Source organism: Halorubrum kocurii JCM 14978, from assembly GCF_000337355.1.
Lineage (GTDB): Archaea > Halobacteriota > Halobacteria > Halobacteriales > Haloferacaceae > Halorubrum > Halorubrum kocurii.
Map to the genome: position 1 here is coordinate 22246 of NZ_AOJH01000027.1, position 14517 is coordinate 36762.

General features: G+C 69.0%; 10 protein-coding genes. 3 read left to right on the plus strand and 7 right to left on the minus strand.

Annotation, left to right across the window (positions count from 1 at the left end; all coding sequences use genetic code 11):
* Window positions 1-42: 42 nt before the first annotated feature.
* The 3 genes from C468_RS03030 to C468_RS03040 form a co-directional block, all read right to left on the minus strand.
* On the minus strand, window positions 43-351 hold the full coding sequence (locus C468_RS03030) for a DUF7854 family protein (RefSeq protein WP_008847405.1): 309 nt from the start codon (window positions 349-351) through the stop codon (window positions 43-45).
* The gene (locus C468_RS03035; protein ID WP_008847406.1) at window positions 352-4407 is read right to left on the minus strand and encodes an LAGLIDADG family homing endonuclease; all 4056 of its coding nucleotides are present in this window, start codon (window positions 4405-4407) and stop codon (window positions 352-354) included. It abuts the gene before it with no gap.
* 94 nt (window positions 4408-4501) lie between these two features.
* Window positions 4502-4864, minus strand: coding sequence for a TRAM domain-containing protein (locus C468_RS03040; RefSeq protein WP_008847407.1), 363 nt, complete (start codon window positions 4862-4864; stop codon window positions 4502-4504).
* A gap of 165 nt (window positions 4865-5029) precedes the next feature.
* On the opposite strand from C468_RS03040, the gene C468_RS03045 reads away from it, so the two are divergent.
* Window positions 5030-7372 (plus strand): DEAD/DEAH box helicase, encoded by a 2343-nt coding sequence (locus C468_RS03045; RefSeq protein ID WP_008847408.1) that lies wholly within the window; start codon window positions 5030-5032, stop codon window positions 7370-7372.
* 82 nt (window positions 7373-7454) lie between these two features.
* Here C468_RS03045 and C468_RS03050 read toward each other — a convergent pair whose 3' ends face one another.
* Window positions 7455-8804 (minus strand): putative ATP-dependent zinc protease, encoded by a 1350-nt coding sequence (locus C468_RS03050; RefSeq protein WP_049911953.1) that lies wholly within the window; start codon window positions 8802-8804, stop codon window positions 7455-7457.
* Window positions 8805-8932: 128 nt separating this feature from the next.
* On the opposite strand from C468_RS03050, the gene C468_RS03055 reads away from it, so the two are divergent.
* Window positions 8933-9685, plus strand: coding sequence for an endonuclease NucS domain-containing protein (locus C468_RS03055; protein WP_008847410.1), 753 nt, complete (start codon window positions 8933-8935; stop codon window positions 9683-9685).
* A gap of 103 nt (window positions 9686-9788) precedes the next feature.
* On the opposite strand, the gene C468_RS03060 is transcribed toward C468_RS03055, so the two are convergent.
* The 3 genes from C468_RS03060 to panB all read right to left on the minus strand — a co-directional run bounded on the left by C468_RS03060 (window position 9789) and on the right by panB (window position 13934).
* Window positions 9789-10775: a tyrosine--tRNA ligase gene (locus C468_RS03060; RefSeq protein WP_008847411.1), complete on the minus strand. Its 987-nt coding sequence runs from the start codon at window positions 10773-10775 to the stop codon at window positions 9789-9791.
* Window positions 10776-10874: 99 nt separating this feature from the next.
* Window positions 10875-12932: a DUF460 domain-containing protein gene (locus C468_RS03065; protein WP_008847412.1), complete on the minus strand. Its 2058-nt coding sequence runs from the start codon at window positions 12930-12932 to the stop codon at window positions 10875-10877.
* 195 nt (window positions 12933-13127) lie between these two features.
* The gene (gene panB, locus C468_RS03070) at window positions 13128-13934 is read right to left on the minus strand and encodes a 3-methyl-2-oxobutanoate hydroxymethyltransferase (protein ID WP_008847413.1); all 807 of its coding nucleotides are present in this window, start codon (window positions 13932-13934) and stop codon (window positions 13128-13130) included.
* 123 nt (window positions 13935-14057) lie between these two features.
* Here panB and C468_RS03075 point away from each other — a divergent pair, with 123 nt between their 5' ends.
* On the plus strand, window positions 14058-14459 hold the full coding sequence (locus tag C468_RS03075) for a DUF5822 domain-containing protein (protein ID WP_008847414.1): 402 nt from the start codon (window positions 14058-14060) through the stop codon (window positions 14457-14459).
* Window positions 14460-14517 lie beyond the last annotated feature (58 nt).

Below are 14517 nucleotides of genomic sequence, written 5' to 3' on the forward strand. Positions count from 1 at the left end.
TGATCGGCTCCGAAACTTATCGGTTCCGGACCGGTACGACGATCACACCCGTTCCACGTCGAATTCGGGGACATCGCCGCCTTCCATGTGTATCACATCCTCTAAACGATCGGACGCAGAGAGCGCGATCACGCGTTCCCGAGCCGCTGGCGCCGAGGGCGCGACCACGATCGTCCCGTCGACCGGCTCCTCGCCGACCGCACGGAACACGTCGTCGTCGCCGTCGAACTCGGTGGCGTACGTCCGGAGGACAGCCGCCACGCGCTGCTCGGTGTCGGCGAGGTCGGCGTCGCCGTTCTCGAACGCGCGGAGCGCGTCCTCGACGTTCCGTATCGCGGAGATCCGGTCCATCTACGTCGTCCGGAGGTGCCCCTGCTTCGGTTCGTACACTTCGCCCTTCGTGCGAAGCTTCTCGATCTCCTGTTCGGCCTTCCCCGGGTCCATCCCGATCTCGCCGGCGCGGTCGAGCACCTCCTCGACGGGGGCGCCCTCCTCGAACTCTTCCTCGATATCCGCGATGAGGCCCTTGATGTTCTTAATGCGGTCGCGCTGGCTCTTGGAGGTTCCCGTCTCCACCACGTCGGCGTCGAACTGGCCCGTCTCGGGGTCGACGCCGATGTCCTTGAGACACGACTCGACGATGTCGGTCGCGCGGTCCGCGTCCTCGCGCTCGACGGTGTCCGAGAGCCGCACCCGCGCGCTCGCCTCCGAGAGCCGCACCATCGCCTCCAGCTTCCGCGCGGTGACCGGCACCGGGGCGTCCTCGTCGGCGCCCTTCGAGCGCAGGTCGACGTAGAACTCCTCGATCAGCCCCTTCGCCTCCTCGGTCATCGTCGGGTAACAGGACCGCTTCGCGTGGGCGATGTACTTCCGGAGCAGCTCGGCGTCGATCTCCGGCGCGACCTCTTGGGTCACCTCCGCGACCTGCTCCGGCGTGAACTCCGAGCTCGCCAGCTCCTCGCGCTGGGTGTTGAGCTCGCCGGCGTAGTTCGTCTTGATGATGTGTTTCGCCAGCCGGGAGTCGTGTTCCGGGTCCGGGCTGTCGGTCACCGTGAAGATCAGGTCGAACCGCGAGATGAGCGCGGGTTCGAGGTCGATCTGCTCGCCGATCGGCTCGTACTGGTCGAACCGGCCGTACTTGGGGTTCGCGGCGCCGAGCAACGAACACCGCGCCTTGAGGGTGGCGTTGATCCCCGCCTTCGAGACGGAGATCTTCTGCTGTTCGAGCCCCTCGTGCATCGCGGAGCGGTCAGAAGAGTTGTGCACGACGAGCCCGTTCGCGACGAAGTTGTGCGTCTCCTCGACGGTCAGGTCGTACACCTTCGGTCGCTCCCCGCCCTCGATCCGCTCCAAGAGCGAGCGCAGCCCGTCTCTGACGGCGTCGACTTCGCTCACGACCGCCTCTCGGAGCTCTCCGAGTCGGTCCGTTTCGACGGTCCCGGACAACCACCGCGAGACGGTCGCCTGATCCACGTCGAGCGACGACGCGACATCGGCCTGGCTGACCCCGTATGCTTCGAGCGCCGCCGATAGTTCCTCTCGGGTTTCGCCGACCAGATCGCGTTTGAGCAGATCACGGGCACGTTCCTCGGCGGTCTCGACGGGGCCACCGAGAACGTCCGCAAGCCGCTGTCGGAGGACCTCGCCACGGTGTTCGGTCGACTCCGGCGGCACGGTTTCGACCGACTCGACGCGGCGCCACTTCACGTCACCCCGGACGAACTCGCGGAGGTCGCCGAGATCGGTTTCCACGACTTCGGTGAGGACTTCCCGGAGTCGATCGGTCACCAGCCGACGGACTCCGTCGCTCTCGCCCCACTCGCGAGAGATCTGCTGCTGTGACAGCGCCGTCCCCTCGGCCAACTCGGACTGCGAGACGTGGTACCGGTCTTGCAGCTCCGCGAGCGTCTCCCACGTCGCCGTCTCGTCGAGCCGACGCCGGTCCTCGGCGGCCGTCTCCAGTCTGTCCTCGAACGCCGTGAGTATCCGGCCAGCCCGATGGAGCGACGCGTTCGCGTTCCCGTTCTCGAAGTCGTGATACGTGACCGCGTCGAGTCCGCACTCGCTTTGGTGAAGTCGGAGCGACTCGCGAGACCGCGCCAACACGTCGTCGATCTCCGGGACCACGTCGACAATCGTGCGGTCGCCGTCGGCGGCGTTGACGACGCGATCGAGCGCATCCGCCTTCCGGGTGGCCGTGAACCCGATATACCGCCGGTACGCCGTCAGCGAACCCGCGTCGGTCACCGTGAGGTAGTACACGTCGCGGCCCTCGTCTCGCTCGCGGCGTTGGAGTTGACTCGACACGCCGAACTGTAAGAGGAGGTTTCGTGCCCCGTCCAGTACGTCCCGGCTCGCCGACGCTATCCGAACGTTGCCCGCCGACTCGTCGACGTGTCCCTCGCTGTCGGCCAGCGCGCGAACGAACGCGGCCTTCGCCGTGCGGTTTCCGGTCGAAACAGGGGTCGGGAAGCACTTCTCGTCGTATCGACCGAGGTTCATGCCCGCGTCGAGAACGGCGTCGGCGCGCTCTTTCCCCGTGACGCGGATCGTCTCGACGCCGCCGTCGCGTTTCTCGCTCGGCGGCCGCGTCGGCTCGGCATCGAACGCCTCGCGCGCCGCGCGTTCGAAGTCATCTAAGAGTTCGTCGTCCGTGTTGGTGAACCGGACGCCGTAGACGCCCTCGTCGCGGTCGTAGTAGACGTTCCCGTCGCCGGAGAGGTATCCGAGGACGCTCGCCATCGCGGCATCGATTCCGTCGCCGTTGACGGATTCGTCGTCGAACGGTTCGACACTTCCGGCGCCACCCGACACTGCCGCTGCCCCGGCGCCGTCGGTGGCTTTCGTCGGAATCTCTTGGGGGACGTACACCCAGTCGCCGTCGTTGAGCGCGGCCGCCTCACGCTCGACGCGCTCCCCGTCGTCGAGGACGAAGAACGGGTGGTCGGCCGTCGCGGTCAGCGACTCGCCGGTCTCCATCGTCACGCGGGTCAGTTCCGACGGCGCGTCGTACTCGTGGACCGCGGAGACGGGGCGCTCGACCAGACGCCCGTTCTCGTCCATCGTCCAGACGTCGAGATCGACGTCGCGAATGTGGCGACCGTTCGAGAGCTCTTCGATGTCGCCGTCTGCGGCGGCCTCTCGCGCCAGCTCGTCGATGCGCTCGACGCGCCCGTCCGCGAGCGACACCAGCGTGTCGCCGGTGACGCAGTCCATCTTGTCGAGCTCGTCGACCGCCGCGATCCCTTTATCAGCTAAGACGAGCGCGCCGGCCTCGAGCGACCACTGCTGGCCGTCGCCGAAGTCGTCGCGTACAGCTGCGGCCGTAAGTCCTGCAGCGGATGATCCTTTCCCGGACGTATAAACTGATCTCGGAGCAATATTCTCGACATAACTGATCATCTGACTCTTTCCAGTACCCGGGTCCCCGATCAGGAGCATATGCAGGTCGCCACGGATCCGCGAGCCGTCGGGGAGGTGTTTGGTGACGCCGGAGAACAGCTGGAGGATCATCGCGAGCTTCTCCTCCTCGTAGCCGTAGATGGCGGGGGCGATGGACTCGACCATCGCGTCGTAGATGTCCTCGCGCTCGGAGAGCTCGATGATCTCGCGTTTGTCCGCCTCGGTGATGTCCATGTCCTCGAACTCCTCGTCCTCGATGGCGATGGAGACGCCGTCCATGTACAGGTCGAAGATGGCGGACTTCTCGTTGCCCTGCTCGACCTGCTCGATGTGGAGGACGCCGACGCAGGTGACGTGGTCGCCGGGGCTCACCTTCCCGGTGATGTCGTCGACGATGTCAACGTCGATGTTCTGGGGGGTCTCCCCGCCGCGGAGGCCTTCGGGCGACTCCTGAATGCGGAGCTTCTGGGAGTCGATGAACTCCGACTGGTCGAAGTTGACGCGGAAGGGGCCCTGTCGCTCACACCCCTGACACTCGTGGGGCTCCTGAAAGCCGCCGTCGCTCTGGGGGATGTACGTCATCGTGCCGCAGCGCTGGCACTCGAAGGCGGCCTCCGTCACCTTCGGACGGACGTCGGTCGCCTTGCGGACGATCCCCTTGATCGAGACGAGCTTGCCGATGTGGTCGTCGTGGACGCGGATGCCGCGGATGTCGATGCTCTCGGGGAGGTTCTCGATCCGGACGTGCGCGCGTCCGAGACTGACGTCCGCGGGGAGGTCGTAGAGCCGGAGCGCCTCCTCGGCATACTCGCGCATCTGCTCCGGCTTCGTGCGGAAGTCCTCGGCGAGGTCGCGGTCGAACTGGTAGAGGTCGTCGTACTCGACGTACAGCGAGCGCTGTTCGTTGGGGTATCGCTGCGCGAGGGTGCCGATCTCCTCGCGGTAGTAGTTGCGGTAGAACTGAATGAACCGCTCCGTGAGGTCCTGATTCCCGGCCTGAGCCATTACGAAACCCCTTCGTCGCCACCACGTATGAACCTCATGCTCGGGGCGGAGGTGGTCCCGGTGACGGTCCGTCAGCGTCCGAAACGCGATCGCCCTACGCCTTCCCCAGGTACGTCGCGTCCGCCGAGGTGCGCCCCTCGTTGAAGGAGAGCACCTTCGCGCGGATCACGTCGCCCTTCGACACGCCGCCGGGGATGTCCTCGGTGAAGACGACGAACCCCTCGACCTTGCCCACGGCGACCTCCTCGCCCGAGTGGTGGTCGGTGAGTTCGGTGACCCCGAACTCGTACGTCTCGCCGATCGCGACCGGCGGCTCGCGCTCTTGGGCCGCGTCGTGGGCGCGCTTCGACTCGCGCGCCTCCGACGAGGGGGCGCGCAGGCGGCGGACGCCGACCAGCAGGACGAGCAGGACGATTACGGCGACGGCACCGATGACGACCGGCGACGACGGTAACATACCGGGCGGTCGATCCGCTGTCACGTAAACGCTCGGGGTCGGCGGCTGCCGAGCGCCTCGGTCGGGCCGGCCGCATGAGAAACGCCTTTGCTCTCGAAGCCCCCGGTTCGACGTGATGCGAACGACTCTCGGTCGCCGTCGAGTCGCCCACGGGCGTGGTGCGGCGTGAAGGTCGCAGACGCGGTGCCGGAGTTCGCCGACGCCTTCGGGTTCGAGGAGTTCAACCGGATGCAGCGCGAGGCGCTGCCGGGGATCTTAGAGACCGACCACAACGTGGTCGCGTCGGCGCCGACGGCCTCCGGCAAGACCGCGCTCGCCGAGCTCGCGATCTGCAAGACCCTCTCGGAGGGCGGGACTGCACTCTTCGTCGCGCCGCTGCGCGCGCTCACCAACGAGAAGGAGAGCGAGTGGGAGCGGTTCGAGGAGCTCGGCTACTCCGTCTACGTCGTCTCCGGCGAGCGCGACCTGAACCCCCGCCGTGCCGAGCGCGCGGACGTGCTCGTGACGACCCCCGAGAAGGCCGACAGCGCCACGCGGAAGCACGATTCCGGGCGCTACTCCTTTATCACCGACGTGGACTGCGTCGTCATCGACGAGGTCCACCTGCTCGACTCGGAGAAGCGCGGCGCGGTGCTCGAAGTCACCGTCTCCCGGCTCCGCCGGTTACAGGACCCCCGCGTCGTCGCGCTCTCGGCGACGATGCCGAACATCGCGGACGTGGCCGAGTGGCTCGACGCGCCCGTGCAGACCACCTACGAGTTCGGCGACGCGTACCGGCCGGTCGATCTGGAGACCGGCGTCAAGACGTACTCCCACGGCTCGAACGCCTTCGCCGACAAGTACCGACGGCTCTACCGCGCGCTCGACCTGGCCGAGCCGCACGTGCGCGAGGACGGGCAGGCGCTCGTGTTCGTCTCCTCGCGACAGGACACGGTGCAGGCGGCCAAGAAGGCGCGCGACGAGATCACCGACCGGGACATCCCGATCGACTCGCGGGGCGACTACGACTTCCACAACGAGGCGAAAGAGCTCACCAACGACACCCTCCGCCAGTCGGTCACCGACGGCGTCGGCTTCCATCACGCGGGCCTCGGGAAGGAGGACCGCGACCGCGTCGAGGAGTGGTTCAAACAGGGGAAGATCAAGCTGCTCTTCTCGACGTCGACGCTCGCGTGGGGCGTGAACCTCCCGGCGCGCTGCGTCGTCATCCGCGACACGAAGTACCACGACCCGCTGGAGGGCGAGACCGACATCTCGCCGCTTGACGTGCTCCAGATGCTCGGGCGGGCGGGTCGCCCCGGCTACGACGACGTGGGGTACGGCTGGGTCGTCTGCGACCGCGCGGACGCCGACAAGTACCGCGAGCTGCTGAAGGAGGGCAAAGAGATCGAGTCGCGGCTCGCCGCCGAGCTCGAGTCGCACCTCAACGCCGAGATCGCGATGGGGACGATTCGGGGGCTGGAGGACGTGATGGAGTGGTTAGAGACCACGTTCTACTACGTTCGCGCCGAGTCGAAACCCGACGAGTACGAGTTCGCCACCCTCCGTGACCGCGTCCGCGACACCCTCGAATCGCTCGTGGACGACGGGTTCGTCGCGGCCGACGACGACCTCGCGATCGAGCCGACGGCGCTGGGGCGCCTCGCCTCAAAGTACTACCTCCGGCTCGACACGGCCCGCCGCTTCCGGCGGCTCGCCGACCGCGAGACCCTGACGGTCGACTCGGTGTTAGAGACGGTGGCGTCGGCCGGCGAGTTCGACTCCGTCTCGGCACGCTCTGCCGAGTCGGACGCGATCGACCGGATCCTCGACGGCCGCGACACCGACCTGGAGGACGGCCACCGCAAGGTGTTCGCCATCCTGCTCGCCGGGATGGCCGACTCCATCCCCTCGGACCTGCGCTCGGACGCGTGGGTGATCCGACAGAACGCGCTCCGCCTGCTGGCCGCGCTCGCGGAGTTCCTCGACCGGTTCGCCGGCCCCCGCGCCGCCAACCTCGCGTGCCGCGTCGAGGCGCGCGTCGAGCACGGCGTCTCCCGCGAGGCGGTCGCGCTCACCGCCGTCGACGGGGTCGGCTCCGGCCGCGCCGAGCGGCTCGCCGACGCCGGGCTCACCTCACCGACCGCCGTCGTCGACGCCGGCGCGACGGAACTCGAAAACGCCGGCATGAGCGGCTCCGTCGCCGAGCGAATCGTCGACGCCGCGCGGGACTGTCCCCGGGTCGACGTCGACTGGGGCGACTTCCCGGACGCCATCGCGGTCGGCGAGAACGAGCTGTGCGAGGTCGCCGTGACCGCCGTCTCCGGGAGCGCTCGTGCGGGGATCCGGGTCACGGTCAACGACGTCGAGATGACCGCGACGACGACGTACCTCGATGGGGAGGCGACGGTCCCGGTCGGGGTGTTCGGTCCGCCGGACGCGGCCGAACTGGAGTTCGTCGTCGAGGTCGTCTTCCCGGACCTCCCGCTGATGCCGGTTCGGGCCACGCGGACGGTTCGGGTGGAGTAGGTCGCTCCTCGCGTTTCATTGACGTAGATCGCTCCTCGCGTTTCATTGACGTAGATCACTCCTCGCGTTTCATTGACGTAGATCACTCCTCGCGTTCCCGTCTCGTGACGTCCACGTGGTAGCCGTCGAGGACGTCTCGACCGAGGAGCACGGGGTAGGTCATGTGGTTCCGATTCTCGATGCTCGCGGTCACGGTCCGCCAGCGGTCCCCGATCTTCACGTCGATCTCGACGAGCGGACGCTTCTGTCGCCCGGTCCGCGATCCGGATTTCACGTGGACGGTGTCGACGATCGGGCCGGCGCCGACCTCCGCGGCGACGTCGAAGTCGATGCTCGTTCGCCGGGCGCCGGTGTCCGACTTGGCGGTCACGTCGACCGCCTGCCGGCCCGCGCTCACGGTGACACGCTCGGTGTAGCCGATCGTCGTCGACCCCTCCGGTTCCGGGTCGATCGACGGCTTACACTCCGGGACCGAGTCGTCTAGTTCCGCCGCGAGGTCGGCGACGCGGTCCGCGTCGACGCGGCCGCCCGCCCGCTCGATCGCGAGGGCGGCGATGTACGGCGCGGGGCTGATCCCCGTCGCCTCGAAGAGCCCCTTAAACCCCGCCGTCACGTTCACCTCCAGAACGTACCACTCGCCGCCGCGAGACAGCAGGTCCACGCCGGCGTAGTCGAGGTCGAGCGCGTCGGCCGCCTCCCGCGAGAGCCGCGCCGCCTCCTCGGGGAGGTCCGCGGTGAAGTCCTCCACGTTCCCGCCGACGGCGACGTTCGTGCGCCACTCGTTCGAGGGCGCGTACCGCTTCATCGCGGCGACGACCCGACCGCCGACGACGTACGTGCGGACGTCGAACGGCCGCTCCGTGCCGGTGTCGATGAACTCCTGGAGGAACGCCCGCCGCCGGGCGATAAACGGGGAGACGGCGTCGCCCGCACCGACGACCGCCATTCGGTCCCCGTTCGTCCCGATCGCGGACTTGTGGACCGCTTTCTCGTCCGTGAGGCGGCTGCCCTCGTTGATCGTCCGGTGCGTGAACGCCATGTAGGCGTCAGGAACGGGGATCCCTGCCGCGGTGAGCGTCGCCGCGGCGCCGTACTTGTGCATGGCTCGGACGACGACGGCCGGCGGGTTCAACACCGGATGCGTAGCGGCGTAGCTCGTCGCGACGCCGAGGTCGTCGAGCGGCTGGGCGGCCTTCGTCGTCAGCAGTCGGTTCGCGACGACGTCCACGTCGGGGTCGAACCGAAGGGCCCCGCCCTCGATCCACGAGCGGGCGTTTTCCTCGCGGAGCCAGACCGGCTCGTGACCCAACGCGCGAACGGCGTTGCAGATCGCCTTGGTCTCTTTGCTGTTGTGGAAACTCAACACCCCGACTCGAACGGAGGGCGCTGAGTCCGCTGTTCTCGACGGCTCTGCGCCAGAGGCCTCGCCCATATGTAGTCTTACGGAAACTATCTTGTTAAGTTAATCACACAATTTTCCGGCCGCGGAGCCTGCCCGGCCCGGGCGCGGCCGGTCTCACCGCCCACTGCTTAAGTCGGAAACCGGGGCAACCCCGGGGCATGCCCGAACGGCTCCGCGTGTTCGCAGGCGACTGTCGAGTGACCGAACGCGGCGACCGCTCCCGCACCCACCGCGGGCGCGTCGTCGTCCTGATAAAGCCCGACGACACCACCCTCGTCCACGACGCCGACGGCTACCAGCCCGTCGCGTGGCTCACCCGTCCCGACTCGGTGGTGGTCGAGGGCGACGGCGACGGCTTCTCGATCACCGCTCGCGACGGCGCTCGCCGGCTTCGAGTCGTCGCCGAGGAGGCGACCGCCGGCCGCGCGCTCCCGGTCACCGAGGCCGGGCTCCCGGTCGGTACCTGTCCGGACGACGGCGGCGTGCTCGTCCGCTCGCGGGGCGACGTGGCGTGCCTCGACTGCGAGAGCCGCTGGGGACTCCCGGCCGGCGCGAGCGTCACCGACGGGGTCTGTGACGACTGCGGGCTCCCGAAGATCCGCATCGAGCGCGGGGAGCCGTTCCACCTCTGTCTGGACCCCACCTGCGACCCGATGGAGGATGCCGTCAGCGACCGGTTCGACCGCGTCTGGGGCTGTCCGGACTGCGAGGGCGACCTCACCGTCCAGTCCGCGCCCGGCCGCGTCTACCTCGCCTGCGAGAACCGGCCGGCGTGCGAGACCACCTTTTCGATCCCCTCCGGCGTCGTCGTCGACGAGTGCGACTGCGGGCTCCCGGTCTTCGAGACGGCCGCCGGCCGCGGCTGTCTGGACGGGAGCTGCGAGCGCGAGGGGCACGCGGCGAGCGGGTAGCAACGGCGGATTAACACAGCCGATAAAACCGGCGGATAAAACGGCCGGTAGAAGCGACGAGAGGGAACGTCGACGAAACCGACCCAGACCGCTTCCTCGCGACCTACTCCGCGAGCTGCTCGCGCCCCGGCGCGATGAGCCGGTCGAGGTACTCCGCGAGCGCGCCCTTCGCGTCCGCCGGGTGAAGCTCGCCCGACTCCAGCTCCGCCTCTAACGCGTCGTACGCGTCGTACTCCAGGTCGCCGCCGTACTCCGCCGGCCGCTCGACGACGACGGTGTCAAACCGCGGGAACACGTGGTACTCGAACACCTGCAGGACGGGGTTCTCCCGCGCCTCGCCGTCGTCGGTCGGCTCGGGGTCGGCCGTCGGCGGGCAGTACGCGCCGTTCACCTTCGACTCGATGTCGTCTCGGGAGTCCTCCATCGAGATGGTGACGCCCTCGCTGGAGGACATCTTCCCGCGGCCGGTGCCCAGATCGGCGATCAGCGGGGTGTGGAGGCTCGTCGGCGGCTCGCGGTCGATGCTCGGCAGCACGTCGCGCGCGAGCATGTGGACCTTGCGCTGCTCCATGCCGCCGACCGCGAGGTCGACGCCGAGGTACGGGATGTCGAGCGCCTGCATCAGGGGGTACACCGCCTGCGACACCTTCACGGAGTCGCCCGAGGTAATCTCGGACATCGCGCGCTCGGCCCGCGCGAGCGTCGTCTCGAGCTCCAGCGAGTGGAGGTCGAGCGTGTAGTCGTCGTCGAGCTGGAAGTCGGAGCCGAGCACGAACTGCGTGTTCGACTCGTCGAGCCCGTACGCGATGAACTGGTCGCGCATGCGCTCCGCGGTGTGGCGGATCTCCTCGAACGACCCCTTGTCGTTGAGGTAGGCGTGCACGTCGGCGAGCAGCACCGTCACCTCGAACCCGGCCTGCTGGAGGTCGATGAGCTTGTTCGCGGTGAGCATGTGCCCGATGTGGAGGACGCCCGAGGGCTCGTAGCCGACGTACGCCCGCTTCCCGTCGGGGTCGTCGGCCAGCGCCTCGATCTCCTCCTCGGTGACCACCTCGGCCGCGTTCCGGGTGATCCGCTCGTAAGCGTCCATACACCCGACTGCGCGGTTGTCGGTCATATGACTTCTGGATGCGTGCGGACGGGTGGCGAGGGGCGTCTCTGCGGAACGCCCGCCTTGCCCCCGTCGACGCTACTCCTCGGTCTCGGGCAGCGTCCGCCCGGCCCGGTGCTCCGAGATGATCCGGTCGAGGTGCTCCTGTTTCTCGGCCTTCCGCCGGCGCTCGGCCCGCCGTTCCCAGTCGTCGAGTGCGGCCGCCACGGCCTCCTCGCTCGCGACCGCCAGCTCGTCGACCTCGCGGACCGGGACCGCGTCGCCCGGGAGGACCGGGACCTCGTGGTCGAACAGCACCTGGTCGGCCACGTCCGAGAGGTTCCCGTCGCGGATCACGGCGCGGGGTTCCGTTTCGGCCAGCCGCTCGGCGGTCCGACGACCTGCGCCGGAGGAGTCCCGGAGGTAGACCACGTCGCCGGCGACGAGGCCGTACTCGTCGTCGGCGGCCTGGATCGCGTCAAGGGTGAACTGCTCGACGACTTTCACGCTGGCGAGTCCCTGACCCGCCGCCACGTCGTCGAAGTTCGAGTGATCGAGCCGCCACAGCTCCTTCAGCGTCTCCACTTTCCCCTCCAGCTCCGCGACCCGCTCGCGCGCCTCGTCGCGCTCGCGTTCCAGCCGGTCCGTCTCGCGTTCGAGCCGCGACACCGCGCGCCGGCTTCGCGCCTCGATGCGCTCCTCGCGTTTCGCCTCCTCCAGCTCGCTCTCCAGCTCCGCGACCCGCTCGTCGCGCTCGGCGAGGTCCGCTTCCAGCGACTCGGCGTGCGACTCCAGCCGGTCGACGCGCTCGCGGAGCCGGCGGATCGTCTCCTCCTCCTCGGTACGCTCGGGCTCGGTGGGGTCCGACTCGTCCGCGCCGGCGTCGCCGCTCCCGCCGCCGCCCCCGCTTCCGTCGTCCTCGCTCAGGTCCTCGACGACGGCCTCGACGGAGGACCCGTCTGCGACGACGCCCGCGATCACCGCCTCGCGGTCGAGCCGGGGCGGGGTCTTCGCCGCGATGCGCTCGAACTGGTCCTCGTGGTCGTCGTAGGCGTACAGCGCCGCCGCCAGCGCGTCGCGCTCGTGGTCGTTGTCGTAGCCCGCCTCGCGCGTCCGGTGGAGCTTCTCGTCGACGGGCAGGTCCGTCGTCGGCCGCCAGCCCGCGGCGTCGAACGATCGCCGGAACTTCTCGACGGTCTCCGGCATCGGCTCCACGTCGGCGGCGACGATGATCGGCCGGCCCTGCTCGATGATCCACTCGGTCACGTCGGCCGTATCGGCCGTCCGCGAGGAGTAGAGCGCGTGGACGGTGCCGTCGAGCCCGATGACGGCGGCCGCTGTCGTCGTCCCGGGGTCGATCCCGACGATCACCCGGTCGCGCCGCTGCACGAGCGGCTCGTACTCGATCCCGTCCCGTCGCTCGCGCTCGACCTCGACGCGCACGTCGCCGGCCCGGGAGTTCGACACCGGGATGTCCTCCGGGCGCGCTTCGACCGCGAACGTCGCGTTCGCGTAGCCCCCGTACTTCTCGGTCACGTCGCGCTCGAACGAGAGGTTCGCCTCCTTCAGCTTCGACTGCACCTGTCGGGTTCGCTTCCGGACGTTGCCGTGGATCCGCCGGGTGTAGCGGTCCTGACTCCACCCGCCCTTCCCGGTCGAGCGCCCGCGGGACACCTTCACCCTCGTCTCGTCGGTGAAGGCGGTCACCTCGTGGCCGACGTTCGCCGCGGCCAGCCGGGCCGCCGCCTCCGCCTCCTTCATCGGCTCCTTCCCGTACGGGATCCCGTGGCGAGAGGCGACCCGCGAGAGCGGCTCCGGGCGCTCCGCGCCGGTCACCTGCACCAGCCGGGTGCCGTCGGGCAGCGACCGGAGGAACCCCACGAGCTCCCCTTTGTCCGCCGCCAGCTCGTAGGCGTTGTCGGTGGCGACGTACAGCGGCTCGCGGTCGTCGATCAGCCGGCAGAGCTTCCGGAACGACACCACGTCGCGGGTCACCCGCGCCATCGGGCCGTCCACGTCGGGCGCGTCCGGGTCGTCCTCGTCGACGGGGTCTAAGATGACGAGGGCGTAGGAGGGGTCGTCGCCGCGGACGTCGCCGCTGTGCACGTCGACGCCGAACACCGGCCGGTCGCGGGCGCGGATGGTCCGGGTTGTCACGGGTTCACGTAGGCCGTTGGCGCGTATATACCCCACGCCGGGTGTGGCGGTTTCGAGGCTGGATCCGGTTCAGCGATCGACGACTGGAACGGGTGTTCCAGTTCCTCGGCCGCGATACGACGGAATGACTCCGCGAGCGCCTATCGGGCGCGAGTCGCACGCGAGAGCGCCCCCGTTCGCTAATAAATATCCGACTCAGTACAAGTCCTCGAGCTCCGACTCGACGTGCGAGTGCTCGTCTGCCGGGAACTCGCCGCTCACGACGGCCTCTCGGTACGCCTCGACCGCGTCGGACATCTCGCCGCGGACGTCGCCGAACTGCCGGGAGAACGGGGGCGACCACTCGCCGAGCCCGATCGCGTCGTTGATCACGAGCACCTGCCCGTCGCAGTCGGGGCCCGCGCCGATGCCGATTGTGGGGATGTCGAGCGCCTCGGTGACGGCGCCCGCGAGGTTCGCGGGGACGTGTTCCAAGACGAGCGCGAACGCGCCCGCCTCGGCGTGCGCGCCAGCGAGCTCGACGATCTCCTCGGCGGCGTCCTGATCGGTCCCCTGCCGGGTGTACCCGCCGAGCCGGTTGACGTGCTGGGGCGTCAAGCCGAGGTGCGCCATCACCGGGATCCCGATGTCGGTCATCCGCCGGGTCATCTCGACGGTGTGGGGGCCGCTCTCGATCTTCACCGCGTCGGCGCTCGCCTCCTTCAGGAGCCGTCCGGCGTTGCGCACCGACTCGGACTCGTCGACGCCGAAGGAGAGGAACGGCATATCGGCGACGACGAGCGTGTCCTCGGTCGCGCGGGCGACCGCCGCGGTCCGGCTCGCCACCTCCTCGAAGGTCACGGGGAGCGTGGAGTCGTAGCCGAGGACGGCGTTGCCCATGCTGTCGCCGACGAGGATCACGTCGATTCCGGCCTCGTCGACGACCGCCGCCGTCGGGGCGTCGTAGGCGGTCAGCATCGTGATCGGCTCGTCGCCCTCCCGGAGTCCCCGCGTCGTTGTCATACCCCGAACTCACCCGTGCGACCGGGTAAAATTGCCGGGATCCGGAAACCCGGCGCTCCCCCAGACCGCCCGCTCCGGACGCGGACCGTCACCGATTTGCACGTCCGCCACGGAACATCCGACGTGCAACCTGTCGAGCGGGCCGAGTACGAGGGCGTCGACTACGGCTGGGTGATGCAGACGACGTTCGTCGTCACCATCCTCGTCGGCGCACCGATCGTCGCGGTCCTCTCCGCGTTCGTCACCCTCGACTCGTGGGGGGCCCGCGCGGCCTTCGCCGTCCGCGTCGGCGCGCCGATATGGTTCGTCACCGCCGTCGCCGTCGCGGTCTACGCGCGGCGCACCGACGCGGGCGACGGCGGGGCGGCGGAGACGGACGAAACTATCGACGACGCCACCGAGGACGGAGACGACGACGCGGATAACGACGCGGGCGAGGATTCTGAAGGCAACTCTGAAGCTGATATCAAAGCCGATTCTGAAGGCGCTGAGACGGTCGACGAAGACGGCTCCGCCGGCGCCTGAACCGCTAACCGGCCGACAACCGGTCCAAGAGGGCCGATAACCGGTGCAAGAGGGCCGA